Origin of the sequence: Kitasatospora purpeofusca, assembly GCF_042691725.1 — a bacterium.
Taxonomy (GTDB): domain Bacteria; phylum Actinomycetota; class Actinomycetes; order Streptomycetales; family Streptomycetaceae; genus Kitasatospora; species Kitasatospora purpeofusca_B.
Genome location: NZ_CP170483.1, coordinates 3,324,485 through 3,350,317, shown reverse-complemented (window position 1 = coordinate 3,350,317; position 25,833 = coordinate 3,324,485). Strand labels below are relative to the sequence as shown.

The window sequence follows — 25,833 nt, the reverse complement described above, 5'->3', positions numbered from 1 at the left end:
TTGCTCATGGGTGGAACGTTGACTATTCGGCACACTGGGCTTGGGTCCTGTTAGTACTGCTTCGGCGTGGAAAACAGTTCACTGTCTGGTGTGTCGGGCACGTTGTTGGGTCCTGAGGGAACGGAAACGTACCTCAGTGATGCCGGTCCCATGCTTGTTGAGGTGGGTGTCTGGTCGTTGTTTGAGAACTGCACAGTGGACGCGAGCATCTGTGGCCAAGTTTTTAAGGGCGCACGGTGGATGCCTTGGCACCAGGAACCGATGAAGGACGTGGGAGGCCACGATAGTCCCCGGGGAGCCGTCAACCAGGCTTTGATCCGGGGGTTTCCGAATGGGGAAACCCGGCAGTCGTCATGGGCTGTCACCCATACCTGAACACATAGGGTATGTGGAGGGAACGCGGGGAAGTGAAACATCTCAGTACCCGCAGGAAGAGAAAACAACCGTGATTCCGGGAGTAGTGGCGAGCGAAACCGGATGAGGCTAAACCATGAGCGTGTGAGACCCGGCAGGGGTTGCGCTGATGGGGTCGTGGGATTTTTCTTGATCGGTCTGCCGGCCGGTCGGCGAGTCAGAAACCGTATGGATAGTCGAAGGACATGCGAAAGGTCCGGCGTAGAGGGTAAGACCCCCGTAGGCGAAATCTGTACGGCTCGTTTGAAGAACTCCCAAGTAGCACGGGGCCCGAGAAATCCCGTGTGAATCTGGCGGGACCACCCGCTAAGCCTAAATATTCCCTGGTGACCGATAGCGGATAGTACCGTGAGGGAATGGTGAAAAGTACCGCGGGAGCGGAGTGAAATAGTACCTGAAACCGTGTGCCTACAAGCCGTGGGAGCGTCGTTCATCAGCTTGCTGGTGGGCCGTGACTGCGTGCCTTTTGAAGAATGAGCCTGCGAGTTTGCGGTGTGTAGCGAGGTTAACCCGTGTGGGGTAGCCGTAGCGAAAGCGAGTCCGAATAGGGCGTTTGAGTTGCATGCCCAAGACCCGAAGCGGAGTGATCTAGCCATGGGCAGGTTGAAGCGGAGGTAAGACTTCGTGGAGGACCGAACCCACCAGGGTTGAAAACCTGGGGGATGACCTGTGGTTAGGGGTGAAAGGCCAATCAAACTCCGTGATAGCTGGTTCTCCCCGAAATGCATTTAGGTGCAGCGTCACGTGTTTCTTGCCGGAGGTAGAGCACTGGATAGGCGATGGGCCTCACCGGGTTACTGACCTTAGCCAAACTCCGAATGCCGGTAAGTGAGAGCGTGGCAGTGAGACTGTGGGGGATAAGCTCCATGGTCGAGAGGGAAACAGCCCAGAACACCGACTAAGGTCCCTAAGCGTGTGCTAAGTGGGAAAGGATGTGGAGTCGCAGAGACAACCAGGAGGTTGGCTTAGAAGCAGCCACCCTTGAAAGAGTGCGTAATAGCTCACTGGTCAAGTGATTCCGCGCCGACAATGTAGCGGGGCTCAAGCACATCACCGAAGTCGTGTCATTGCAGCATGAAGGGCCAACGCCTGCTGTGATGGGTAGGGGAGCGTCGTGTGCCGGGTGAAGCGGCGGTGGAAACCAGTCGTGGACGGTATACGAGTGAGAATGCAGGCATGAGTAGCGATACAAGAGTGGGAAACTCTTGCGCCGATTGACCAAGGGTTCCTGGGTCAAGCTGATCTGCCCAGGGTAAGTCGGGACCTAAGGCGAGGCCGACAGGCGTAGTCGATGGACAACGGGTTGATATTCCCGTACCCGCTTTGAAGCGCCAACGCTGAACCGAGTGATGCTAAGCCCGTGAAACCGGCCCGGAGTCTTCGGACAAAGGGACGTGGTGGAGCCGGCGATCCAACCTCGTATTAGGTGAGCGATGGGGTGACGCAGGAAGGTAGTCCAGCCCGGGCGGTGGTTGTCCCGGGGTAAGGGTGTAGGACGTTGCGTAGGCAAATCCGCGCAACACATAGTCTGAGACCTGATGCCGAGCCGATTGTGGTGAAGTGGATGATCCTATGCTGTCGAGAAAAGCCTCTAGCGAGTTTCATGGCGGCCCGTACCCCAAACCGACTCAGGTGGTCAGGTAGAGAATACCGAGGCGTTCGGGTGAACTATGGTTAAGGAACTCGGCAAAATGCCCCCGTAACTTCGGGAGAAGGGGGGCCATTCCTGGTGACGAGTCTTGCACTCCGAGCTGGGGGTGGCCGCAGAGACCAGCGAGAAGCGACTGTTTACTAAAAACACAGGTCCGTGCGAAGCCGTAAGGCGATGTATACGGACTGACGCCTGCCCGGTGCTGGAACGTTAAGGGGACCGGTTAGCTCCATTTCGGTGGGGCGAAGCTGAGAACTTAAGCGCCAGTAAACGGCGGTGGTAACTATAACCATCCTAAGGTAGCGAAATTCCTTGTCGGGTAAGTTCCGACCTGCACGAATGGCGTAACGACTTCTCGACTGTCTCAACCATAGGCCCGGTGAAATTGCATTACGAGTAAAGATGCTCGTTTCGCGCAGCAGGACGGAAAGACCCCGGGACCTTTACTATAGCTTGATATTGGTGTTCGGTTCGGCTTGTGTAGGATAGGTGGGAGACTTTGAAGCCGTGACGCCAGTCATGGTGGAGTCGTCGTTGAAATACCACTCTGGTCGTGCTGGATGTCTAACCTGGGTCCGTGATCCGGATCAGGGACAGTGTCTGGTGGGTAGTTTAACTGGGGCGGTTGCCTCCTAAAGAGTAACGGAGGCGCCCAAAGGTTCCCTCAGCCTGGTTGGCAATCAGGTGTTGAGTGTAAGTGCACAAGGGAGCTTGACTGTGAGACTGACGGGTCGAGCAGGTACGAAAGTAGGGACTAGTGATCCGGCGGTGGCTTGTGGAAGCGCCGTCGCTCAACGGATAAAAGGTACCCCGGGGATAACAGGCTGATCTTCCCCAAGAGTCCATATCGACGGGATGGTTTGGCACCTCGATGTCGGCTCGTCGCATCCTGGGGCTGGAGTAGGTCCCAAGGGTTGGGCTGTTCGCCCATTAAAGCGGTACGCGAGCTGGGTTTAGAACGTCGTGAGACAGTTCGGTCCCTATCCGCTGTGCGCGTAGGAGTGTTGAGAAGGGCTGTCCCTAGTACGAGAGGACCGGGACGGACGAACCTCTGGTGTGCCAGTTGTTCTGCCAAGGGCATGGCTGGTTGGCTACGTTCGGGAGGGATAACCGCTGAAAGCATCTAAGCGGGAAGCCTGCTTCGAGATGAGCACTCCCACCTCCTTGAGAGGGTAAGGCTCCCAGTAGACGACTGGGTTGATAGGCCGGATATGGAAGCCCTGTGAGGGGTGGAGTTGACCGGTACTAATAGGCCGAGGGCTTGTCCTCAGTTGCTCGCGTCCACTGTGTTGTTCTGAAACAACGACCCCCACACGTCTGGTCACGGTGTGGGTGCGGTTGACAGTTTCATAGTGTTTCGGTGGTCATAGCGTGAGGGAAACGCCCGGTTACATTCCGAACCCGGAAGCTAAGCCTTACAGCGCCGATGGTACTGCAGGGGGGACCCTGTGGGAGAGTAGGACGCCGCCGAACAATTCTTATGAGAAGCCCCTGCCGGGGAACCGGCAGGGGCTTCTTGCATTTCTGCACGTCCTGGGAAGCAGAGCCCCGGGGCAGGGGTGGACCTAACACCACCTCGAAGTCGGGTGGGACGGCCAGTGCGCCCGACGGGGGCGCGGGGAAGACTGGTCAGGACGATCGGGACCGGCAACAGGAGTGCTCGTGGCAACGGAGAGTCGGATCAGCGGGGGTGGCGCCGTGCGTGTCCGGGCCGAGGCGGCACTCACGGCGGGCGGTCTCGGGCTGGCCCGGTTGTCGCTGCTGGTGCTGGGCGTGGTCCCGACCGTGGCGGTGCCGGCCTTCGGGACGGTCTTCGCGGGTGCCACCGTCGCGTGGATGCTCGATGCGTACTACCCGGCGGCGTTGTTCGCCGTGGTCGCCGCGGTGCTCGCGGGCCTCACACTGGCCGGGCTGTTCGTGCGGCCGTGTGCGCGTCGGACGCGGGCGCGGCTCGGCGACTGGTACGGGGTCCGACTGCCCGTCTCGTACACTCCGCGGCCGGCGCTGGAGGCGGATGCGCGCGGCCACTGGTGGACGGGCTACTCGTACCACCGTTCCCACAACGTGGCCCGGCTCGCGCAGCTGCTGCACTGGTCGCTGCGGGACCGCGCGACGCGGTCGGAGATGCTCTGGCTGGTGGTCAGCCCGCCGCTCGTGGTCGCGCTCGGGGTGGTGATGTTCGGGCTGGTGGCCGGAGGGGTGGTGTACCTGGTCGTGGCGGTGCTGAGCTACGAGTCCTACGGTCCGACCTCCACGGGTGCGGCGACGGCGCTGCTGTCCGCCCTGCTGGGGCTGGCACTGATCACCGCCGGCGTGCTGCTGGCGCCGTACGCGGTGCGCCTGTACGCGGAGGTGGCACGGCGGGTGCTCGACCAGGACGGCCGGGCCACGCACGCCCAGCTGACCCGCCGGGTGGCGGAGCTGACGGAGACCCGCGCCGACGCGGTCGGCAGCCAGGCGGCGGAGCTGCGGCGGATCGAGCGGGACCTGCACGACGGCGCGCAGGCGCGGCTGGTCGCGATCGGGATGACGCTGGGCACGATCGAGCACCTCATGGAGACCGATCCGGCGGCGGCGCGCGGGCTGCTCTCCGAGGCCCGGCAGTCCTCGGCGCGGGCGCTCCAGGAGCTGCGCGACCTGGTCCGCGGCATCCACCCGCCGGTGCTGGCGGAGCGGGGGCTCGGCGACGCGGTGCGGGCGCTGGCGCTGGACTGCGCGCTGCCGACCGAGGTGTGCGTGAGCCTGCCGGACCGGCCGCCGGCGCCGGTGGAGGCCACGGCGTACTTCAGCATCTGCGAGCTGCTGGCGAACGCGGCCAAGCATTCGGGCGCCGAGCAGGTCTGGGTGGACATCCTGTACCGGGCCGGTCGGCTGCGGGTCACGGTGACGGACGACGGGGTCGGCGTGGCGGATCCCAGCCGGGGGACCGGCCTGCGCGGGATCGAACGGCGATTGGGTACCTTCGACGGTGTCCTCGCCATCGACAGCACGTCGGGCGGTCCGACCACCATCACCTTGGAGCTGCCGTGCGAGTTGTCCTCGCAGAGGACCTCTACCTCCTTCGAGAAGGTCTGATCCGGCTGCTGGAAGCGCACGGCTTCACGATCGCCGCCGCCGTCGAGACCGGACCGGAGCTGTTGGACGCGCTGCTGACACACCGCCCGGACGTCGCCGTGGTCGACGTCCGGCTGCCGCCGACGCTCACCGACGAGGGTCTGCAGGCGGCGCTCAAGGCGCGACGGGAGATCCCCGGACTGCCGGTGCTGGTGCTGTCGCAGCACGTCCAGCAGCTCTACGCACGGGAGTTGCTGGCCGACGGCACGGGTGGGATCGGCTACCTGCTGAAGGACCGGGTCTTCGCCGCCGACCAGTTCATCGACGCGGTCCGCCGGGTGGCGGCCGGCGGTACCGCGATGGATCCGGACGTCATCGCCAAGCTGATGCAGACCACCTCCCGTCGTCCGGGCCCGCTGCAGCGGTTGTCGCCCCGGGAGCGGGAGGTGCTGGAGCTGATGGCGGAGGGCTGCTCGAACTCGGCGATCGCCGCCCGGCTGACGGTGAGCGACGGCGCGGTCGCCAAGCACATCGCCAATATCTTCACCAAGCTCGAGCTGGCCCCGGCGGAGGACGCGAACCGCCGGGTGATGGCCGTCCTCGCGTACCTCAACGGCACGGCCGGGCGGGCCGCCTGACCGGCCGCCCGTTCGCGGGGGCTGTGACGGTCCGGGCTGCGAGAACGCTGGGACAGGTGTACGAGTAAACTCCGGTGGGCCGAGCCCGGAGGTGCCTCAGCCGTCCGGCGCCCCGATACGCGGGAACCGGCAGCCGGGGCAGCGTACGGCCGCGGCCGACATCCAGGGGTTGATAGACGTTATGGCACGCCCATCGCTCACCAAGGCCCATCGGGGCCTGCTCGGCATGGTCGCCGCCGGGGCCTGTGTCATCTCGGGTATCGGTTTCGCCGGCTCGTACAACGCGGTCAGGGAGCTGGCCGAGGAGAAGGGGTTCGGCACCTTCTCCTACGCCTTCCCGATCGGCGTGGACGCGGGCATCGTGGTGCTGCTCGCGCTGGACCTGGTGCTGACCTGGCTGCGGATACCCTTCCCGCTGCTGCGGCAGACGGCCTGGCTGCTGACCGTCGCGACGATCGCCTTCAACGCGGCGGCCTCCTGGGGAGACCCGCTCGGGATGGGCATGCACGCGGTCATCCCGCTGCTGTTCGTCGTGGTGGTCGAGGCCTCCCGGCACGCGGTCGGCCGGATCGCGGCGATCACGGCGGACCGGCACATGGAGTCGGTCCGGCTGATGCGCTGGGTGCTGTCCCCGGTGCCGACCTTCCGGCTCTGGCGGCGGATGAAGCTGTGGGAGCTGCGCTCGTACGACGAGGTCGTGCGGCTGGAGCAGAACCGGCTGGTCTACCGGGCGCAGCTGCGGTTCCGGTACGGGCGGGGGTGGCGTCGTTCGGCGCCGATCCAGGCGCTGCTGCCGCTCAAGCTGGCCAAGTACGGGGTGCCGCTGGACCCGGCGGTGTTCGACCGGATGGACGAGGAGACCGAGGCGACGCGCGAGGCGAAGGCGGCCCGGGAGGCCGAGGCCGCGGCCCGTGCGGAGGCGCTGGCCGCGCAGGAGGCCCGGGCCCTGGCGGAGAGCCGTGCGGCGGCCGCCCTCGTGCCGGCCGGGGCGCAGGAGCCGGCACGGCCGGAGGAACAGCCTGAGCCTCAGCCGCAGCCCCGGACCGAGCCGGCGCCGGCCGGGCCGGAGCCGCTGCCCGCGGAGGTCGCGGCGCCGATGCTCGCCAAGCTCGCCCAGGTCCGGCTGCGGGCGGCACAGGAGCCCGAGGACGAGGACGTGGTCCCGCCGCAGCCGAGGGACGAGCTGAACGTCTGGACCGAGCGTGCCGTGCGGACCACCGGCCACTCGAACGACGCCGCTCCGGGCGGCCGGGTGCCGGGTCAGGCCTCGCCGTGGTTCAAGCCGCCGCGCCCGACGGATGCGGAGGATCCGCAGGCGCCGCCGTACGCCGAGTACCCGGAGGAGGAGTTCCCGCAGGAGCCGGACTTCGACGCTCCGCCGGAGTTCCCGCAGGAGGCGGTGGCGGCCGAGCGCCCGCTGCGGCCGGGGCCGCACCGGCTGGACCCGGAGCTGGCCTACCAGGGGCTGGTCAGCTACCTCGACAGCCACGAAGGGCAGCAGCCCAACGCGGAGCGGCTCGCGGACTGGCTGACCCGGGAGTTCGGTGCGAGCGGCAGCCGGTCGGACGGGTCGGTGCACCCGAAGGACGTGGACCGGCTCATCCCCGAACTGCGCGACCGCTACGCCGCCTCCGGGCGGGACTGACGCAGGTCCGTCCGGCCGCGCTCCCGGCCATTGACGCCCGGGCGCGGCCCCTCTACCTTCGCGTCGACAAGCTGTTGAAGCGTTGGCTTGGCGCGGGCCGCGCGCGCATGCTTGCGTGAGGAGTGACGGATGTCGCAGGTCGAGACGGGCGGGAGCGGGCCGACGGGCGCGGCGGGGTTCTCCGCCGCCGCCCGGGCCGCCGTGGACGCGCTGCTGGCGCCCGTCGACGCCGACCTGGCCCGCCGCTACCCGGGCGATCCGGGCAGCCGCCAGCCGGTCCACACCGTCTACGTGCCGGCCGACGCCTTCGCCGCCGACACCGTCCGGACCTGGGGCCGGCAGGCCCTGGAGGCCTTCGACGCCCACGCCGCGACCCCGGCCGAGCTGGCCCGCGCACTCGGCGTACCGGACGACGCCCTGCTCGCCGAGGTGCACCGCCGGGTGCGGGCCAAACTGGAGCGCGAGCCGGTCGAGGACCTGCGGATCGACTTCGAGGACGGCTACGGTCCGCGGCCCGACGCCGAGGAGGACGCGGCCGCCGTCCGGGCCGCCGGGCTGGTCGCCGCCGCGGTCGCCGACGGCAGCGCCCCGCCGTACGTCGGCATCCGGGTCAAGTGCATGGAGGCGGCCGTCCGGGACCGGGGCATCCGCACCCTGGAACTCTTCCTCACCACCCTGCTGGCCCGCGGCGGACTGCCCGACGGGCTGGTGCTCACCCTGCCCAAGGTGACCTACGCCGAGCAGGTCACCGCACTGGTCCGGCTGCTGGAGGACTTCGAGCGCGCCGCCGGGCTGCCGGCCGGACGGCTCGGCTTCGAGATCCAGATCGAGACCACCCAGGCGATCCTGGGCCCCGACGGGCGGGCCACCGTCGCCCGGATGATCGGGGCGGCCGAGGGGCGGGCCACCGGCCTGCACTACGGCACCTTCGACTACAGCGCCGCGTGCGGGGTCGCCCCCGCCCACCAGGGCTTGGACCACCCGGTCGCCGACCACGCCAAGGCGGTGATGCAGGTGGCCGCCGCCGGGACCGGGGTCCGGCTCTCCGACGGCTCCACCAACGTGGTCCCGGCCGGGACCACCGCCCAGGTGCACGCCGCCTGGAGGCTCCACCACGACCTGGTCCGCCGCTCGCTCGCCCGCGCCTACCACCAGGGCTGGGACATGCACCCGGCGCACCTGCCGACCCGGTACGCCGCGGTCTACTCCTTCTACCGGGAGGGCCTCGCCCCGGCCGCCGCGCGGCTCTCCGGGTACCTGGCCAAGGCGGGCGGGGACGTCCTGGACGAGCCGGCGACCGCCCGGGCACTCAGCGGGTACCTGCTGCGCGGGCTGGACTGCGGGGCGGTCGACCCGGCCGAGGTCGGCGACGCGACCGGCCTGGACCGCGCCCGACTGGAGGCGCTCGCGGGCCGCCGCTGAGCGACCGGCCGGGGGTTAGGCTGGCGGAGCGGTCCCCGGGCGAGCAGTCACCCGGCGCGGGCCGCACCGTCCGCCCCTCGTCGCCGTCCGGGAGAACCGCCGCGCCATGTCCGCCACACCGGAGCCGACCCCCAGGCCGTACCTGACCATCCGGGGCGCGGGCACGCACGAGCTGGAGATCAAGAAGTCCCGGTTCATCTGCCACCTCGCCCGGGTCACCGACGAGGAGGAGGCCCAGGCGTTCATCGCGGGCATCCGCAAGCGGTACTGGGACGCCCGGCACAACTGCACCGCCTTCGTGGTCGGCGACGAGCAGCGCCGCGAGCGCTCCAGCGACGACGGCGAGCCCGGCGGGACGGCGGGCGTGCCGATGCTGGAGGTGCTGCGCCGGCGCGGCATCACCGACACGGTGGCGGTGGTGACCCGGTACTTCGGCGGGATCAAGCTCGGCGCGGGCGGTCTGGTGCGGGCGTACGGCAGCGCGGTGTCGGAGGCGCTGGACGAGGTCGGACTGCTGGAGCGGCGGCCGGTCGCGCTGCTCGCGGTGACGGCGGACCACACCCGGGCCGGGCGGGTGGAGAACGACCTGCGGGCGGCCGGGTTCACCGTGAGCGACCTGGCGTACGAGGCGGCCGGGGTGCGGATCGAGATCGGGGTACCGGAGCCTGAGGTCGCGGCCTTCCACACCTGGCTGGCCGAGGCGACCGGCGGGACGGCGGCCGCGGTGGCGGCGGGCCGCACCTACGTCGAGGTCCCGGTCTGAGCGGGCGGCGGCCCGCCCGGCGGGTGGGGGCGGTTGGACCGGAACGCCGGTTCCGGACAGCTTTTCGGCCGGTTTCCGGCCGCCCGGTTTCGGGGCCGCGACGCCCTGCCTAGCCTGGTCGGATTCCGCCGAGCAGGGAGCCGACACCGTGATGCCCGTCGTCCGGACCATCACCCTGGGACCGGGGGACAGCACCGGCTGGCACTACCACCCGGGCCGGGTCGACGTCGTGGTGCTCGCCGGCACGCTCACCCGGACCCTGCACGACGGCCGGGTGGAGGTCAGCCGGGCCGGCGACTGCCTGGTGGAGCACGCCGGGCCGGGGTACGTCCACGTCGGCCACAACCACGGGAGCGTCCCGGTGGTCCTGGTCGCCCGCTACGAGGCGCCGGCGGGCCGCCCGCTCGCCGTTTGCGTGCCGGTGCCCGGGTGGAGCCGCAGCGGCGCCGGGCGGCGCGCCGACTGACGCGGCCGCGCGAGCGGCCGGGGACGGACGGCCAGGACCGGCGGGCCCAGCAGATCCTCGTCGTCGGCGACGGGCGGCTTGAGCAGATTCACCCGAATGTAGTGACGTGGCCCGGAGTTGGAACTTCCGCTCCGGGCCATGGCGTTTCCTGGGCACAGGTCCGGCGAACCGGACCAATGACCCATCGATGGAGGACACGGGACCCCACCACCGAACCCGGAGGTATGTGCATGACTTCGGAACGCTCCTCGTCGTCGCTGCCCGCCCAGGCCGGTCCCTCCGGCCCCGGAGGCCTCGCGACGCCCTATCGGATGACCGTCACCACCGCCCTCCCGCACGCCGACGCCCTCGCCCTGGCCGACCAGTGCCTCGCCACCTGGCTGAAACAGGAATGGTGCGAGGAACCCCCACCCCCCGAACCCGCCGCTCCCCCCGTCGCGGGCGCGCCCCTCGCCGAACGGTTCCGGCTCGGTGAGCGCGTCCTGCTGGACCGTGACGGCGGACCGCTCGACGGCCCGCCCCGCGGCGGCCGCTACGACCGCCGCCGGGTGCGCACCCCCGCCCCGCACGGCACCGACCGGCTCACCCTGACCGTGGCGACCGGGACGGCCGGCCCGACCTGGCTCCGGCTGGAAGCCGCGACCCAACCCGCCGGCAGCGGTGTGCGCACGCCCGGACGGGTGCCGGTGCCCGAGGTGGTCCGCGCCCTGCTGCCCCTGCTGGACGCCTACGACGGCCCGGCCGCGGTGCCGGCCGCGCCCCGGGTGCTGACCGCGGCCGGGGTCGACCGGCTCGTCGACGAGCTCTGCGACCCGGACCGCCGGATGCCCACCGTGGTGGCCAGCGTCCCGGCCGGCCTCGGCACCGTGCCGTGGCTCGCGGACGTCGTCGGCCCGCTCTGCGACCAGCTGCCCGGTCTGGCCGGCCTGTACGTCCTCGACGCGGACGCCCGGACCAGGTTCAACGTCGCCCTCGAGTACCACGCCGTCTACGGCGGCGCGGTGCGCACCTATCTGCCCGAGGTCGACCCGGCGTCGCGCTGGGACGGCCGCCGCCACCCCGTGCTGGCACGGAACCGGATCGAGGAGGACCTGCGGCGCGCGGCCGCCCTGCTGTCCCGCGAGCCGCGCCGGCTCGCCGCCGAACGGCCGCTGCCGCCCGTGCTGGCGGGCGTCCCGGCCCTGCGGGTGTCCCGCTCCGCCCCGGTCCCGGAACCGCTGCCCGCCGCCCCGGCGCCCGCCCACGGGCGGGAGGAGCGGGAGCGGATCGCGCACCCGGGCCGGCACGAGGGCCGTCGGGAGCACCACCGCGAGCGGCCGAAGGCCAAGGCCCTGCCGGCCGGAGCGGCCACCGGACGGGCGGCCGGTTCCGGCCAGGGGCGCGTGTCGGTCGGCCGGCTCTGCGCCGCGCCGGGCGGTGCGGGCGCCGCCACCGCCCCGATCGCACCCGCCCGCAGAGCCGGGCGGCGGCGCGCCGGACCGTCCGGCGGCCGCGGCGGCATCCCGCTCAGCTTCACCGAACTGATGGCCCGGCTCGGCGAGTTCCCGCTGCTCACCTTCACCGGCGACCAGAAGGCCGCGCTCGCCCTCGACGAGCTGCGCTGCGCGGGCGGCGGCTGGGCCCGGCTCACCTGGGACGGCCTCACCGCGCTCCAGGAGTACGCCGAGGCGGCCGTGCGCGGCCAGGCGGGCGGCGACTTCAAGCAGTGGTGCGAGCGGACCCCGGCCGGCTGCCACCGCTTCCCGCCCCGCAAGGCGGTGCGCGGCGAGTCCCGGACGGTGCACAGCCACGCCAAGTGGAAACGCGAGCGGATGCTCCCGGTGCCCGAGTGCGTGGACGCGTCCCGGCGCGCCTTCATGGGCGCCCACCTGCGGATCGGCGGTGGCCGCACCGCGCCCCGGCTGCACTACCTCGACGACTGTTCGGGCAGTGGCCGGATCTATGTCGGCTACATCGGACTGCACCTGACCAACACCCGGACCAACTGAGAGGCCTGGCTGACCGGTGCGCCCGTTCGGTGGACAATGTCCGGAAGGGGGCGGGCCTCGGGGTGGCCGTCGGGTTGCCGACCGCCCCCGGGCAGCCGCCGGACGAGCATGGGGGAACGACCACCGATGCAGTACTCAGCAGACGGCCAGTCCGACGGCGCTGTCACGGCCCCCCAGCCGGGCTTCCTGGCCTCGGTCTTCCGTGACCTCGGGGTCGAGCCGGAGGACGACGGCCCGTCCGGCCGTCCCTCCGGCGCCCCGGACGGCGCTCCGGACGGCCCGTCACCCGACGGTCCGCCGGGCGCGGGCGGCGACGAGGCCGTCGCCGCCCACGCCCGGGCCGCCGCGCTCACCCACCACCGCACCGTCACCGTCCAGGCCGAGCTGGAGCGGCTGGCCGACCTGCTCCGGCGGGCCGCGCTGCCCGTCTCGGCCATGGACTTCGAGAGCCAGCTGCGCAGCTACGAGCCGCGCCCCTACCCGGCCGACGGGCCGGCCGCCGCGGCGGCCGGCGCCGACCCGGAGCCGCGCTGGGAGGACTTCGCGCCCGCCGAGCCGCCCGCCGCCGCGCCCGACGAGGGTCCGGCCCGCCGGCTGCTCGACTCCGGCTACCAGCGCGAACTCGCCACGGCCCGGCTCGCCCACCAGCGCGCCCTGCGCGAATGGCGCACCCGGCAGGCCCCCGCCGCCGACCCGGTCGCCGACGAGTCCCGGCGCGCCCACGACCAGGCCGAACAGGCCCGGGCACGCGCGGTCCAGGAGTACAACGAGTCCCTGGAGGAGTGCCGCCGGGCCTACCGGCTGGCCGAGCCGGCCGCCGTCGAGTCGCTGCTGGAGCGCGCCCTGGCCGCCGCCGAGACCCATACCCAGGACCTTCCGGCGCCCTGCCGCGCCGTCTACCGGCCGCTGACCCGTACCGCGGTGCTCGACCTCGACCTGCCGGCCCTCGACGTGGTGCCCTCGCTGACCGGCTACCGGCTCGGCGCGGACGGCGGGATCCTCCCCGTGCCGCGCCCGCCGGCCGACCGGGCCGCCGACTACCTGCGGCTGGTCGCCCGGCTCGCCCTGCGCGCCCTGCAGGCCGCCGACGCCGTCGACACCGACGAGATCCTCGCCGGGGTCGTGCTCAACGGCTGGCTGCGCGAACCCGGCGGGGCCGAGCCGCTCTGCCTGGTGAGCGTGGACGCGGACCGCGACGCCCTGGCCCGCACCAGGCTGCTGCCGCCCGCCGACCCCGACGAGCAGCCCGACGGCGAGGGCGTCTACGCGGACGCCGAACAGGACGAGGCCCTGGTCCGGCTGCGCCAGCTGGGCGCCGCCGTCAGCCCCGACCCGTACGACCGGGCGGGTGTCGAGCCGGCCGCGCAGGCGACCGCCACCGTCCCGGCCGCGCCCGACCTGTCGGCGAACGAGTTCGCCGAGCTGGTGCGCGAACTGCTCACCCGGGGCGGGCTCGGCCAGTGGAGCGTGCGGCTGCGCGGCCCGGCCGGGCTGGTGGCCACCGGTGAGGGGCCGACCGGCAGCGCGCTGCCCGGTCGCTGGGTGGTCTGGGCCTCGCGGGGCGTCGGACCGGTGGGGGAGGAGGAGATCCGCACGCTGGCGGAGGCGGTCCGCGAGGAGTCCGCCGAACGCGGCCTGCGGCTGACCACCGGCCACTTCACCGACGGGGCGCTCGACCTCACCGGCGAGGACGGGCTCCGGCACATCCACCTGGTCGACGGGGACGGCGTGCGCGAGCTGGCGCGCACCCACCTCGGCCTGCCGCTCGCCGCCGGGCGCTGAGCCGTCGGCCCGGCGCTGCGCCGTCGGCCGGGCGGCACCACCCGGCCGGATCACCCCGACGGCCCGTCCGGCGGGCGTCGGTGCGCGGGCTGCACGACGCTGGGGGACACGGCCGTCCGGCTCCGGTCGACGACCGGCCCGGGGACGGCGGAACACGGGGGAAACGAGTGAACAGACGGTCCGTCACGGGGGCGGAGCGGTGACCGCGGTCCTGGTGGCCGCGGGCGCGTTCCTGATGACGCTGATCGGCGGCTGGGTCGCGCAGCGCACCGGGGACCGCCGTCACCTGGTGCTCGGCTTCGCCGCCGGGCTGATGCTCGGGGTGGTCGCCTTCGACCTCCTCCCGGAGGCGCTGCACCAGGCCCCCGAGGAGGTCCACGGGGTGCCGCAGGCGCTGCTGATGTTCGCGGCCGGCTTCCTGGCCATCCACATCGTCGAGCGGGCGGTGGCCATCCACCGCGGCCACGAGGCGGAGTACGCCGCGCACACCCACGGCCAGCGGCCCGCCCAGGAGCACGCCCACGGCCGCACCCGGTCCGGCGTCGACGGGCACCAGGGCGTCGGCCTGACCGCCGCCGTCGCCCTGGTCGGCCACAGCGTCATGGACGGCTTCGCGATCGGCGCGGCCTTCCAGGCCGGGACGACGGTCGGGACGGTGGTGGCGATCGCCGTGGTCGCGCACGACTTCGCCGACGGCTTCAACACGTACACGATCACCAGGCTCTACGGGAACAACAGGCGGCGGGCGCTGACCCTGCTCGCGGCGGACGCGATCGCGCCGGTCACCGGCGCCGCGATCACCCTGCTGTTCACCATCTCCGAGCACCTGCTCGGCCTCTACCTGGGGTTCTTCGCCGGGTTCCTGCTCTACCTGGCGACCTCCGACATCCTGCCCGAGGCGCACAGCCCGCACCCCTCGCGGACCACGCTGCTCTGCACCCTTGGCGGGGTGGGCTTCATGTGGCTGGTGATCGGCCTCGCCGGCTGACGCCGCGCCGGTCCGGTCCGCCGGCCGCTCCGGTCCGTCAACTGCTCCGGGCGTCCCACCGGGCCCGGATCGCGCCCAGCGCCTCGGTGATCGCCGGGCGCCGCGAGGCCTGGGAGCGCCAGAGCGCGAACACCCGCCGGGCCGGCTCCGGCAGCACCGGCCGGGCGACCACCCCCGGCGGCAGCGCGCCCCGGCCCAGCCGGGGCACCAGTCCGACGCCCAGCCCCGCCGCGATCAGCGCGATCTGCGTCTCGAACTCGCCGACCTGGTAGCGCACGTCCGGCTCCTCGCCGGCCTCGCGCAGCGTCCGGACCAGCCAGTCGTGGCAGATGTTGCCCGGCGGCACGCTCGTCCACCGCTGCCCGCGCAGCCGCGCCTCCGGCACCGTCGCGAGCCCGGCCAGCGGGTGGTCGGCCGGCACCAGCAGGTCCACCGGGTCCTCGCCGAGCTCCATCCGGGACAGCCCGTCCTGGACCGGCAGCGGCACCGTCGGCCAGTCCTGGACGAGCGCCAGGTCGACCTCGCCGCGCGCCACCAGCTCGGCCGCCGGGTACGGGTCGCTCTCCAGCAGCCGCACGTCCAGGTCGGGGCAGCGCTCGCGCAGGTCGGCCAGCACGCCCGGCATCAGCCCCCGCGCGCCGGTCGCGAAGGCGGCCACCAGCAGGCGTCCGACCGCCTGGCCGCGCTGCTCCTCCAGCCGCACCTCGGCCCGCTCCACCAGGCCCAGCACCGCCTGCGCGGTGCCGGCCAGTTCGCGCGCCGCGTCCGTCAGCACCACCCCGCGGCCCTGGCGCTCCAGCAGCACGGTCCTGGTCTCCCGCTCCAGCTTGGCGATCTGCTGGGAGACGGCGGACGGGGTGAAGCCGAGGGCCGCGGCCGCCCCGCCGACCGAGCCGTGCACCGCCACCGCGTGCAGCGCCCGCAGGCGCCCCAGATCCATCATGAAGCCATGCTAAAGCGTCACCTTCAGCATTCATCGCTGGTGCTGCACGGTGACCGGCGGCCATCCTCGTCCCATGAGCGCATCCCCGCAGGCCGCCCCGGGCGGCGGCACGAACGGCGGCATGAGGCCGCGTCACATCGCCCTGGCCGTCCTGGTGGCCGCCGTCTGGGGCCTCAACTTCGTCCTCATCCACGTCGGCCTGGAGAACTTCCCCCCGCTGCTCTTCGGCGCCCTGCGGTTCGCGGTGGTCGCCGTCCCGGCGGTCTTCCTCGTCGGCCCGCCGAAGGTCGCCCTGCGATGGGTGCTCGCGGTCGGCGTGGTGCTCGGGGTGGTCAAGTTCGGCCTGCTCTTCCTCGGCATGCACGCCGGGATGCCGGCGGGCCTCTCCTCCCTGGTGCTCCAGGGGCAGGCCGTCTTCACCGCGCTGTTCGCCGGCGTCCTGCTGGGCGAGCGGCCCGGCGGGCAGAGGCTGTTCGGCCTGGCCGTCGCCTTCGCCGGGATCGGCCTGAGCGCCCTTGACCGCGGCCTCGGCGGACCGCTCGGCGCCTTCGCCCTGCTCGTCCTCTCCGCGGCCGCCTGGGGCCTGTCCAACGTGCTGACCCGCAAGGCCGCCCCGCCGGACGCGCTGCGCTGGATGGTCTGGGTCAGCGCCGTGCCGCCGCTGCCGCTGCTCGGCCTCTCGCTGCTGGTCGAGGGCCCGGAGGCCGACCTGCGGGCACTGCGCGGGATCGGCCTCGCCGGAGTCGGCGCGATCGGCTACGTCGGGCTGGTGTCCACCCTGTTCGGCTTCGTCGCCTGGAGCTACCTGCTGCGCACCTACGACGCCACCGCCGTCGCGCCCTACTCGCTGCTGGTGCCGGTGTTCGGGATGTCCTCGGCGTGGCTGCTGCTCGGCGAGCCGGTCGGACCGGCGGCCGCCGTCGCCGCGGTCCTGGTGGTCGCCGGGATCGGGATCACCGCGCTGCGCCCGGGGACGCTGTCCGGCGCGGTGCGGCGGTGGGCGCGGCGGTCGCCGCGTACGCGGACTCGGCGGTCCGCAGCGCTCCCAGCAGCGCCTCCTGCTCGGCGGGGCTGACCGGGCCGAAGTACTCCTGGGCGACCTCGTGCCGGACCTGCCCGATCCGCTCCACCGCCGACCGGCCGGCCGCGGTCAGCAGGATCCGCACCGCGCGGCGGTCGGCCGGGTCCGGGGCCCGCTCGACCAGGCCGGCCTCCTCCAGGGCGTCGACCACCGTGGTGGCCGAGCGCGGGGCGATGTGCAGCCGGTCGGCCAGGTCGCTCAGCCGCATCGCGCGGTCGGGGAGCTCGCAGCCGGGGGCGTGCGCGAGGGCCCGCAGGGCGCGGCCCTGGCCGGGGGTGATGCCGTAGGGCTCCAGCCGCTCACTGGTGCGGCGGCGGATCCGCTTGATCGCCCGGGTCATCGCGTCGGCCAGCTCGGCGGCGGTGTCCGGGGCGGCCGCCGGGTCCGGGGCGGGGGAGGAGCTCGCCGCGTCGTCGGTCGGCGTGGTGGTCATGGGCGGCTCTCCTCGGCAGGTGTCCGACCCAGGGTATCGGCCGGTCCGGAGGCGCCCGGAAAAGTGTTGAGCAAGGCTCAGTATCTGGGTTAGCGTAGACAGCGAGTGAGGGCACCCTAAGTTCCCTCCCCTGACCCTGGAGGGCCCGTGCCCCGCTCCGAAGCCCGCGTCGCCACCGACCGGTCCGCCCGCTACGCCAAGCAGCTCGCCGCCCACATGGGCCGCAAGATCCAGGCCGACTGGTCCGAGGAGACCGGCCGCGGCACCCTCGTCTTCGGCGCCGGCACCGCCACCCTGGAAGCCGCCCCCGACGCCCTGCTGCTCGCCGTCGAGGGCGAGCGCGACAACCTGCCCGGCCTGGAGGACGTCGTCGGCCGCCACCTGGTCCGCTTCGGCGCCCGCGACGAGCTGGTCGTCGAGTGGCACCGCGACAACGGCGAGCCCGGCCACGTCCACCGCAACGACGAGGCCCCGGCCGAGGGTTAGTCCCCCGGGCGCGGTGGCCGGCGGGCGCCCGGGCGGGCGGTGAGCGGCCACCGGGCGAGGGCCCACAGGAGCAGGCCGCCCAGGCACCAGCTGGCCACCACGTCCAGCAGCCAGTGGTAGTCGCTCCACACCAGGCCGAGTCCGACGCCCGCCACCAGCAGCGCCGTCCCGGCGGCGAGCACCCGCCGGGACCGGGGGCCGGCCGTCCGGGCCAGCAGCAGTGCCGCCACCCCGTACCCGAGCGTGGCGGTCGCGGTGTGGCCGGACGGGTACCAGCCCCACTGGTCCGCCGCCAGCGGCAGCCCGAACGGGCCGGGCCGCGCGAACCACGCCTTCGCCGGTACGACCAGCAGCGGGATCAGCCCGGCCGTCAGCACCGCCACCGGCACCGGCAGCCACCAGCGCGCGAAGCCCGCCCGGAACTCCCGCCGGGCCGCCACCGCGGCGCCGAGGAGCAGCACCGGCACGGCCACCGAGCCCCCGCCCAGGTCGGAGAACGCCTTGCCGAGGTGGTTGAGCGGCGTGCTGTGCAACGTGTGGCGGGTCTCCCGGACGGCGTGCCGGGCCCAGCGGTCCAGGCCCAGCAGCGGCCCGTCCACCGCGACCTGCCAGGACACCAGCAGCAGGACCACCCCGAGAACCACCGGCACCGCCGGGTGGCCCAGGACGCGAGGCAGCCGCCCCGGAGCAGGGGGGAGAGCTCCGGGGCGGCCCTGATGATCGCCGCTCCGTGCGCCCCGGGGGGTGTGGGTCGGACGGCCGGTCGATCGGCTTTCGGTGTGCACCGCCCCTGGCGGGACGGCCTGGTTGTCCTCGCGGCCCTCGCGCGGAGCCGTCCCGGAGGGCGGTGCCGCGGACGGATCCGCCCATGGCTGGGGCTCGCTGTCCATCCGTGATGACACTACGTCAAGCTCCTTGCGGGGCCGAGGAGCTTCAGCGATTCCGCACACCATCTTCACCGTCCGCGCCGGTGGCGTCACGCCGGGTTCGAACCGAACGGCCCGTGGGGACGAGGTCCCCACGGGCCGTTCGGCGCTGTCCGGACATCCCTCCGGCGGGTCTTCGGTGCCGCGCCGGCCGCTGCCGCGCCGGCGGGCCGGCTCAGAGGGCGGCGAACGCGCCCTCGAGGATGTCCAGGCCCTCGTTCAGCAGGTGCTCCGGCATCACCAGCGGCGGGAGGAAGCGCAGCACGTTGCCGTAGGTGCCGGCGGTCAGGACGACCAGGCCCTCGGCGTGGCAGGCCTTGGCGATGGCCGCGGTGGCCTCCGTGTTCGGCTCCTTGCTGCCCGGCTTCACCAGCTCGACGGCGATCATCGCGCCGCGGCCGCGGACCTCGCCGATGATCTCGAACTTCTCCTGCATGGCCCGCAGGCGGCCCAGCATGATCTCGCCGATCCGCTGCGCCTTGCCGACGAGGTCCTGCTCCTTCATGGTCTCGATGGCGCCCAGCGCGGCGGCGCAGGCCACCGGGTTGCCGCCGTAGGTGCCGCCCAGGCCACCGGTCTGCGCGGCGTCCATGATCTCGGCGCGGCCGGTCAGCGCGGACAGCGGCAGACCGCCGGCGATGCCCTTGGCGGTGGTGATCAGGTCCGGGACGATGCCCTCGTCCTCGCAGGCGAACCACTGGCCGGTGCGGCAGAAGCCGGTCTGGATCTCGTCGGCGACGAACACGATCCCGTTCGCCTTCGCGAACTCCACGATCGCCGGCAGGAAGCCCTTGGCCGGCTCGATGAAGCCGCCCTCGCCCTGGATCGGCTCGATGATGATCGCGGCGACGTTCTCGGCGCCGATCTGCTTGTTGATGGTGTCGATCGCCTGGGCGGCGGCCTCGGCGGCGCAGTTCTCCGCACCGGTCAGCCAGCGGTAGGGGTAGGCGACCGGCACCCGGTAGACCTCGGGGGCGAACGGACCGAAGCCCTGCTTGTACGGCATGTTCTTCGCCGTCAGCGCCAGGGTGAGGTTGGTGCGGCCGTGGTAGCCGTGGTCGAACACCACGACGGCCTGGCGCTTGGTGTGGGCGCGGGCGATCTTCACCGCGTTCTCGACGGCCTCGGAGCCCGAGTTGAACAGCGCGGTGCGCTTCTCGTGGTCACCCGGGGTCAGCTCGTTCAGCTGCTCGGCCACGGCCACGTAGCCCTCGTACGGGGTCACCATGAAACAGGTGTGGGTGAAGGCGGCCAGCTGCTCGGTCGTCTTCGCCACCACGGCCTCGGCGCTGTTGCCGACGTTGGTCACGGCGATGCCGGAGCCGAAGTCGATCAGCGAGTTGCCGTCCACGTCCTCCAGCACACCGCCGTTGGCGCGGGACACGTACACCGGCAGGGTGGTGCCGACACCGGCCGCCACCGCACCCAGCTTGCGGGCGTGCAGCTCCTGCGACTTCGGACCGGGGATCGCGGTGACCAGACGGCGCTCCTGCGGGAGCGGCGTTGCGGCGCTCATGGGTTTCTCCAGACTTCTCGGCTCGGTAGTTCGCAGGCTACGGCGGCGTTCCCCGGGCAGGCATGCGCCACTCGGTAGCACTGGGCCGTCCGACTTGTCCGGGGCGGCCAGCGCGATCGACGCCACGACCGGCGGGCTCCGCTCCACTACATTGAGCGCGGGCGTGTCGCCGGGGCGGCGGCATGGGTATGGGCGGCACCGACGGCGGTCGGGCCGGCGGGCGAGGGAGCGGGGCCGTAGATGGGACTGGACGGGGCACGGAGCCACAGTGAGCGGACCACCGCCACCCCTCATCACCCGCCCACCGCGATGCCGCACCCCCGCCCCCCGGCCCGTGCGCCCTTCGACCTCGCCGCCTGGGTCGCCGCCCCCCGCCCGGAGGCCGCCCCGGGCGTCTTCCGGCAGGGCTACCGGCAGATCGACCCCGACCGTGCGGAGGCCGCCAAGGTCCCGACCTGGCCCCTTCTCCTGCGCGCGGGCCTGAACGCGGTGGTGGGGTGGCTGGCGTACGTCTACGGGGTCGAGCTGGCCAAGTACGGGACGACGCTGATCGGCGTCCTGCCGACACGTTCGGCCTTCGTCGCCGTCTCGGTCGTGCTCACTCTCAACGTGCTGGTCGCGGCCGTCGTCATCAAGGTCTTCGGCCGGATGGGCCGGTGGGTGGAGGTGTGGCGGCGGTTCGCGCTGCCGTTGCTGTCGCGGACGGTGACGGAGGAGGAGCCCGCGTCCGTGGAGGAGCAGGCGGAGACGGTGCGGCAGCGGGATCCGTGGGCGGTGCTGCGGCAGGGTGGGGCGGCGGTCGCGGCCGGACGGCTGGACGGCGAGGCGGTCGGGGACGTCGACTACGTGCGGATCCAGCGGGCGTGGGAGTCGGCCCAGGCGGACCGGGCCTTCCTGCCGGCCTTCGCCGAGCAGGTGTCGCTGCGCGGCGCGGCGGCGTTCGCGCACCCGTCGGAGGCGCGGGAGCTGCCCGGGCGGGCGGAGCGGCACGACCTGCTGCTGGGCCAGGTGCGGCTCGGGACCGCGCAGGACGTACCGAAGAACCCGCTGACCCACCGGGCGGCGGGCTTCGCGCTGGATCCGGCGGTGCTGGGCACCTCGCTGCTGGCGGTGGGCCCGGCCGGGACGGGGAAGACGGCGCGGCTGGCCCGTCCGGTGGCGGAGGCCCTGTGCCTGCAGGCGCTGGCCGGGACGGCGTGCGCGGTGGTGATCGGGTCGGCGGAGGCGGACCTGGGGCCGGACGACTGGTACGACGTGGTGATCGCCCCGGGCCACGCCGCGTCCCGCTACGGGCTGGACCTGTACGGCGCGGCGCAGGACCCGGACGAGGCGGCGGCCCGGCTGGCGGAGGCGCTGCTGCCGGACGAGCTGACGGCGCGCGCGGAGACGGCGCGGACGGCGCTGCAGCAGACGGTGGGCCCCTTCCATGCCGCGTTCGGCCGCTATCCGGGGGTGCGCGAGCTGCGGGCGCTGCTCGCCGGGGAGCCGGAGTCGTCGGAGTCCCTGGTGAAGGGGCTGCGGGCGGCGGGCCGGCTGGGCTCGTACGAGCGGGACCTGGAGTACCGGGAGCGCCAGCGCGGCCGGGCGGACGATCCGGGGGCGCTGCTGGCCGACCGGCTGGCGCTGCTGGACCGGCCGGCCTTCGAGGGGGTGTTCGCGACCGACGGCACGGGCCTTCCGCCGTTCGCGATGCGGGCGCTGGACCATCCGCTGCGGGTGCGGGTGAAGCTGCCGGAGCGCAGTCACCCGGAGGCGGCGCGGATGCTGTCGCGGCTGCTGGTGGGCCAGTTCGTGCAGGCCGCCGGGGTCCGCGGGGACCGGTCGCTGTTCGCCGGGCTGGTGGTGGACGACGCCTCGGCGGCGCTGGACGCCGGGACCGTGCGCGGGCTGCAGCGGCTGCGCGGGGCGAACGCCGGGGTGGTGCTGCTGCTGCGGACGCTGGTCGACCTGCCGGAGGCGCTGCGGGCGCCGCTGTTCGGGGCGGTTGGCTGTCGGGCGGCGTTCCCGGGCATCGCGCCGTGGGACGGCCGGCTGTTCTCGGAGGCCTGGGGCACGCACCTGGTGCGGGAGACGGCGGTGACGCTGGCCCCGGACACCTCGGGCGGGATCGTGCGGCGGGCCGGGCGGATGGGGCGCAAGGCGCTGTCGGGCACGACCGCGCAGACGGAGTCGGTGACCACCCGGGAGGTGGAGCGGCTGCGGTGGTCCCCCTCGGACCTGGCGCACGCGCTGCCGGCCGGGCACGCGGTGCTGTCGCTGACGGCGGTGTCGGGGGAGCAGGTGCCGCCGCTGCTGGTGGACCTCCGGGGCTGAGGCCGCGAACGAAGCTCGCCTTCGAGGTGGATTCGGCAGTGCGGCTTGTCCGGGGCGTCCATAATGAGAGGTGGGATTCCCCCCAGGACCCCCAGCCCTCTCTCGCCCGGCCGCAACGGCGCGGTCGGGTCGTTCCCCCGAAGGTGCCATGCCCCCCACACTTGCCTCCGTCGTCCGCAACACCTCGCTCCATCTGACGGTCCTCGCCGGTGCGGACCACTTGGAGCGGCCGGTCCGCTGGGTGCACACCAGCGAACTGGACGACCCGACGCCGTTCCTGGAAGGTGGCGAGCTGCTGCTCACCACCGGGATCAAGCTGGGCCGTACGGCCGCCCGGTTGCAGGCGTACGTGCACCGGCTGGCCGACGCGGGGGTGGTCGGGCTCGGACTGGGGGTGGGCCTGTCGCACACCGAGGTGCCGCAGCCGCTGGTGGACGCGGCGGCGCAGCGCGGCCTGCCGCTGCTGCGGGTGCCGGAGCCGACGCCGTTCATCGCGATCAGCAAGGTGGTGTCGGCGGCGCTGGCCGCCGAGCAGTACGAGGCGGTGACGACCAGCTTCGAGGCGCAGGAGGAGCTGACCCGGGCCGCGCTGGGCAAGGACGGCACCACGGCGGTGGTGCGGCGGCTGGCGGCCCGGCTGGGCGGCTGGGCGGCGCTGTACGACGGGTCGGGTGCGCTGTCGGTGGTGGCGCCGGACTGGGCGGCGCGCCGGGCCGGGCGGCTGGCGGCGGAGGTGGACCGGCTGCGCCGGCGCCCGGCGCCGTCGAGTGCCGCGCTGCAGGGGCGCGCACCGGGGATAGACACGGCGGACGAGGACTACGTGGTGGTCCAGTCGCTGGGGGCGGACCGGCGGGCCCGGGGTTTCCTGGCGGTGGGTACCGAGGACCGGATCACGCCGACCGAGCGGTACGTGCTGAACGCGGCGGTGGCGCTGCTGACGCTGACCCTGGAGCGGTCGCGGGAGCTGCGGCAGGCCGAGGAGAAGATGGGCGCCGCGCTGCTGCGGATGGTGCTGGCCGGTGAGGTGGCGACCGCGCGGCAGGTGGCGGCGGGTCTGTTCGGGGGGCTGCCGGAGGGGACCGTCCGGGTGCTGGTGGCCGGGGCGGCCCAGGGGGCGGACGCCGGGGAGGCGCTGGGCGAGCTGGGCGACCGGGCCGAGCAGGCCGGGTCGCGGGTCGGCGAGAAGCTGCTGGTGGCGCGGGAGGAGGGCGCGCACGGGGCGCGGCTGATGCTGCTGGCGCTGGACAACGGCGCGGTGCACCGGGCGTGCCTGGGGGCGGTGGAGGAGCACGAGGGCCTGTCGCTGGGTGTGTCGGCGCCGGCCGCGCTGGAGGACGCCGGGACGGCGCACGCGCAGGCCGAGCGGGCGCTGGCGGTGGCGCTGCGCGGCGGGCGGCGGTCGGTGGACCACGAGGAGGTCGGCGCGGGCTCGCTGCTGCCGCTGCTGGGCGAGGACGCCGTGACCGCCTTCGCGGAGGGCCTGCTGCGGCCGCTGCGGGATCACGACCGGACGGCGCGCGGCGATCTGGTGGCCTCGCTGCGGGCGTGGCTGTCGCGGCACGGGCAGTGGGACGCGGCGGCGGCCGACCTCGGGGTGCACCGGCACACCCTGCGGTACCGGATGCGGCGGGTGGAGGAGTTGCTGGGGCGGTCGCTGGACGACACGGACGTCCGGATGGAGCTCTGGCTGGCGCTGCGCTCCGGCGAGGAGTGAGCAAAGGCCCCTCGGGGCTGGACGCGGTGGAGTGGCGGCGGGGGCGAACGCTACTCGGTGTCCAATCCGGTCGGCGCGTCGCCCGTCCTACCCTCGGTTCTGGCTCCACGTCCGTGGGGTCGTGAGGACGACGAGGAGAGGGCCGGTACCACGGTGACCACCACGTACGATTTCTGGCTGGCCGGCCGCCGGGCGAGCGGCGACGCCGACTTCGAGGTGCACAACAGCTGGGACGGCCGTCTGGTCGGCAAGGTGAGCATCCCCACCGAGGCGCAGGTCGAGGAGGCCCTGGAGGCCGCCGTCGCCGCGCTGCCGGTGTTCGCCGCGACCCCCGCGCACGTGCGCACCGCCGCCCTGGACCACGTGGCCCGGCGGCTGACCGAGCGCACCGAGGAGCTCGCCCAGCTGATCACCGCCGAGAACGGCAAGCCGATCAAGTGGGCCCGCGGTGAGATCGGCCGCGCCGTCTCGGTGTTCCGCTGGGCGGCCGAGGAGGCCCGCCGGACCAACGGCGAGACCATGCGGCTGGACACCGACCCCGGCGGCACGGGCCGCTTCGCGGTGGTGCGGCGCTTCCCGCGCGGCGTGGTGCTGGGCATCGCCCCCTTCAACTTCCCGCTGAACCTGGTCGCCCACAAGATCGCCCCGGCGATCGCGGTCGGCGCGCCGATCATCCTCAAGCCGGCCCCGGCCACCCCGCTGTCGGCCATGGTGCTGGGCGAGATCCTGGCCGAGACCGACCTGCCGGCCGGTTCCTGGAGCGTCCTGCCGGTGCCGAACGACCGGATGCCGGCCCTGGTGCAGGACCCGCGTCTGCCGGTGATCTCCTTCACCGGTTCGGACAAGGTCGGCTACCAGATCATGGACTCGGTGCCGCGCAAGCACACCACCCTGGAGCTGGGCGGCAACGCCGCGGCCGTGGTGCTCGCCGACTGGTCCTCCGAGGCGGACCTGGACTGGGCGGCCACCCGGATCGCGATGTTCGCCAACTACCAGGGCGGCCAGTCCTGCATCTCGGTGCAGCGGGTGATCGCCGACGCCTCGGTGTACGACGCGCTGGCGGAGAAGGTCGTCGCCAAGGTGCGGGCCCAGGTCACCGGTGACCCGAACGACGACGCGACGGACGTCGGCCCGCTGGTCGACGAGAACGCCGCCAAGCGGGTGGAGTCCTGGGTGGACGACGCGGTCGCCAAGGGTGCGAAGCTGCTGACCGGCGGCACCCGCGAGGGCGCGACCTACGCCCCGACCGTGCTGGCGGAGCTGCCGGCCGACGCGATCCTCGCCACCTCCGAGGTGTTCGGCCCGGTCCTGTCGCTGCACAAGGTGGACGGCGTGGACGAGGCCTTCGCGGCCGTCAACGACTCGCTGTTCGGCCTGCAGGCGGGCGTGTTCACGCACGACGTGCAGACCGCCTTCCGTGCCCACCAGGAGCTGGAGGTCGGCGGTGTGATCATCGGCGACGCGCCGTCCTACCGCGCCGACCAGATGCCGTACGGCGGCGTCAAGGACTCCGGCGTCGGCCGCGAGGGCGTCCGGTACGCGATGGACGACTACACCGTCGAGAAGGTCCTGGTCCTCACCGGCCTCGCCCTCTGAGGGTGACCTGAGCG

Annotated in this window: 17 protein-coding genes, 2 rRNA genes and 1 pseudogene; 16 read left to right on the top strand and 4 right to left on the bottom strand. The window is 72.9% G+C overall.

Annotated features, from left to right (window positions below; genetic code table 11):
* Positions 1-213 precede the first annotated feature (213 nt).
* From ACFCLZ_RS13980 to ACFCLZ_RS13930, 11 genes are all read left to right on the top strand, one after another.
* Positions 214-3,334 (top strand): 23S ribosomal RNA (locus ACFCLZ_RS13980).
* Positions 3,335-3,421: 87 nt separating this feature from the next.
* A 5S ribosomal RNA gene (gene rrf, locus ACFCLZ_RS13975) occupies positions 3,422-3,538 on the top strand.
* Positions 3,539-3,727: 189 nt separating this feature from the next.
* Complete coding sequence (locus ACFCLZ_RS13970; protein ID WP_380285223.1) at positions 3,728-5,140, top strand: sensor histidine kinase; 1,413 nt, start codon at positions 3,728-3,730, stop codon at positions 5,138-5,140.
* Positions 5,092-5,757 (top strand): response regulator transcription factor, encoded by a 666-nt coding sequence (locus ACFCLZ_RS13965; protein ID WP_350571626.1) that lies wholly within the window; start codon positions 5,092-5,094, stop codon positions 5,755-5,757. The genes ACFCLZ_RS13970 and ACFCLZ_RS13965 overlap by 49 nt, the downstream gene beginning before the upstream one ends.
* 181 nt (positions 5,758-5,938) lie before the next feature.
* Positions 5,939-7,402 carry a DUF2637 domain-containing protein gene (locus ACFCLZ_RS13960; RefSeq protein ID WP_380285222.1) on the top strand — a complete coding sequence of 488 codons (1,464 nt, stop codon included), beginning with the start codon at positions 5,939-5,941 and terminating at the stop codon, positions 7,400-7,402.
* Positions 7,403-7,531: 129 nt separating this feature from the next.
* Positions 7,532-8,824, top strand: a complete 1,293-nt coding sequence (locus ACFCLZ_RS13955) for a DUF6986 family protein (RefSeq protein WP_380285221.1) — start codon at positions 7,532-7,534, stop codon at positions 8,822-8,824.
* Positions 8,825-8,930: 106 nt separating this feature from the next.
* On the top strand, positions 8,931-9,587 hold the full coding sequence (locus tag ACFCLZ_RS13950) for a YigZ family protein (RefSeq protein WP_380285220.1): 657 nt from the start codon (positions 8,931-8,933) through the stop codon (positions 9,585-9,587).
* A 151-nt stretch (positions 9,588-9,738) separates the two neighbouring features.
* Positions 9,739-10,053, top strand: a complete 315-nt coding sequence (locus ACFCLZ_RS13945; protein ID WP_380285219.1) for a cupin domain-containing protein — start codon at positions 9,739-9,741, stop codon at positions 10,051-10,053.
* A 230-nt stretch (positions 10,054-10,283) separates the two neighbouring features.
* Entirely contained in the window at positions 10,284-12,041 is a 1,758-nt protein-coding gene (locus tag ACFCLZ_RS13940) for a hypothetical protein (RefSeq protein ID WP_380285218.1), read from the top strand.
* Between the two features lie 126 nt (positions 12,042-12,167).
* On the top strand, positions 12,168-13,823 hold the full coding sequence (locus tag ACFCLZ_RS13935; protein WP_380285217.1) for a restriction endonuclease: 1,656 nt from the start codon (positions 12,168-12,170) through the stop codon (positions 13,821-13,823).
* A 235-nt stretch (positions 13,824-14,058) separates the two neighbouring features.
* The gene (locus tag ACFCLZ_RS13930) at positions 14,059-14,811 is read left to right on the top strand and encodes a ZIP family metal transporter (protein ID WP_380286161.1); all 753 of its coding nucleotides are present in this window, start codon (positions 14,059-14,061) and stop codon (positions 14,809-14,811) included.
* A gap of 37 nt (positions 14,812-14,848) precedes the next feature.
* Here ACFCLZ_RS13930 and ACFCLZ_RS13925 read toward each other — a convergent pair whose 3' ends face one another.
* A complete protein-coding gene (locus ACFCLZ_RS13925; RefSeq protein WP_380285216.1) occupies positions 14,849-15,754 on the bottom strand; it encodes a LysR family transcriptional regulator in 906 nt (301 codons plus the stop codon).
* A gap of 121 nt (positions 15,755-15,875) precedes the next feature.
* On the opposite strand from ACFCLZ_RS13925, the gene ACFCLZ_RS13920 reads away from it, so the two are divergent.
* Positions 15,876-16,829, top strand: coding sequence for an EamA family transporter (locus ACFCLZ_RS13920; RefSeq protein WP_380286160.1), 954 nt, complete (start codon positions 15,876-15,878; stop codon positions 16,827-16,829).
* Positions 16,830-16,932: 103 nt separating this feature from the next.
* On the opposite strand, the pseudogene ACFCLZ_RS13915 reads toward ACFCLZ_RS13920, so the two are convergent.
* A pseudogene (locus ACFCLZ_RS13915) lies at positions 16,933-17,175 on the bottom strand (MarR family winged helix-turn-helix transcriptional regulator); the annotation flags it as partial.
* 240 nt (positions 17,176-17,415) lie between these two features.
* Between ACFCLZ_RS13915 and ACFCLZ_RS13910 the strand changes: the two are divergent.
* Complete coding sequence (locus ACFCLZ_RS13910) at positions 17,416-17,754, top strand: DUF2218 domain-containing protein (RefSeq protein ID WP_380285215.1); 339 nt, start codon at positions 17,416-17,418, stop codon at positions 17,752-17,754.
* Here the strand turns inward: ACFCLZ_RS13910 and ACFCLZ_RS13905 are convergent.
* Together ACFCLZ_RS13905 and gabT are read right to left on the bottom strand one after the other, a co-directional pair.
* On the bottom strand, positions 17,751-18,398 hold the full coding sequence (locus tag ACFCLZ_RS13905; protein WP_380285214.1) for a phosphatase PAP2 family protein: 648 nt from the start codon (positions 18,396-18,398) through the stop codon (positions 17,751-17,753). The genes ACFCLZ_RS13910 and ACFCLZ_RS13905 overlap by 4 nt on opposite strands.
* 457 nt (positions 18,399-18,855) lie before the next feature.
* On the bottom strand, positions 18,856-20,196 hold the full coding sequence (gene gabT / locus ACFCLZ_RS13900) for a 4-aminobutyrate--2-oxoglutarate transaminase (protein ID WP_380285213.1): 1,341 nt from the start codon (positions 20,194-20,196) through the stop codon (positions 18,856-18,858).
* 240 nt (positions 20,197-20,436) lie between these two features.
* On the opposite strand from gabT, the gene ACFCLZ_RS13895 reads away from it, so the two are divergent.
* From ACFCLZ_RS13895 to ACFCLZ_RS13885, 3 genes are all read left to right on the top strand, one after another.
* A complete protein-coding gene (locus ACFCLZ_RS13895) occupies positions 20,437-22,509 on the top strand; it encodes an ATP-binding protein (RefSeq protein WP_380285212.1) in 2,073 nt (690 codons plus the stop codon).
* A 148-nt stretch (positions 22,510-22,657) separates the two neighbouring features.
* Positions 22,658-24,223 (top strand): PucR family transcriptional regulator, encoded by a 1,566-nt coding sequence (locus ACFCLZ_RS13890; protein WP_380285211.1) that lies wholly within the window; start codon positions 22,658-22,660, stop codon positions 24,221-24,223.
* Between the two features lie 153 nt (positions 24,224-24,376).
* Positions 24,377-25,819: an aldehyde dehydrogenase family protein gene (locus ACFCLZ_RS13885; protein ID WP_380285210.1), complete on the top strand. Its 1,443-nt coding sequence runs from the start codon at positions 24,377-24,379 to the stop codon at positions 25,817-25,819.
* The last annotated feature ends 14 nt before the right edge of the window (positions 25,820-25,833 follow it).

Bases quoted from the DNA above. Each gene is read 5' to 3' on its own strand.
- gabT (WP_380285213.1), bottom strand. From the start codon at position 20,196: ATGAGCGCCGCAACGCCGCTCCCGCAGGAGCGCCGTCTGGTCACCGCG.
- ACFCLZ_RS13930 (WP_380286161.1), top strand. From the start codon at position 14,059: ATGACGCTGATCGGCGGCTGGGTCGCGCAGCGCACCGGGGACCGCCGT.
- ACFCLZ_RS13960 (WP_380285222.1), top strand. From the start codon at position 5,939: ATGGCACGCCCATCGCTCACCAAGGCCCATCGGGGCCTGCTCGGCATG.
- ACFCLZ_RS13935 (WP_380285217.1), top strand. From the start codon at position 12,168: ATGCAGTACTCAGCAGACGGCCAGTCCGACGGCGCTGTCACGGCCCCC.
- ACFCLZ_RS13955 (WP_380285221.1), top strand. From the start codon at position 7,532: ATGTCGCAGGTCGAGACGGGCGGGAGCGGGCCGACGGGCGCGGCGGGG.
- ACFCLZ_RS13940 (WP_380285218.1), top strand. From the start codon at position 10,284: ATGACTTCGGAACGCTCCTCGTCGTCGCTGCCCGCCCAGGCCGGTCCC.
- ACFCLZ_RS13920 (WP_380286160.1), top strand. From the start codon at position 15,876: ATGAGGCCGCGTCACATCGCCCTGGCCGTCCTGGTGGCCGCCGTCTGG.
- ACFCLZ_RS13950 (WP_380285220.1), top strand. From the start codon at position 8,931: ATGTCCGCCACACCGGAGCCGACCCCCAGGCCGTACCTGACCATCCGG.
- ACFCLZ_RS13925 (WP_380285216.1), bottom strand. From the start codon at position 15,754: ATGATGGATCTGGGGCGCCTGCGGGCGCTGCACGCGGTGGCGGTGCAC.
- ACFCLZ_RS13945 (WP_380285219.1), top strand. From the start codon at position 9,739: ATGCCCGTCGTCCGGACCATCACCCTGGGACCGGGGGACAGCACCGGC.
- ACFCLZ_RS13895 (WP_380285212.1), top strand. From the start codon at position 20,437: ATGGGACTGGACGGGGCACGGAGCCACAGTGAGCGGACCACCGCCACC.
- ACFCLZ_RS13890 (WP_380285211.1), top strand. From the start codon at position 22,658: ATGCCCCCCACACTTGCCTCCGTCGTCCGCAACACCTCGCTCCATCTG.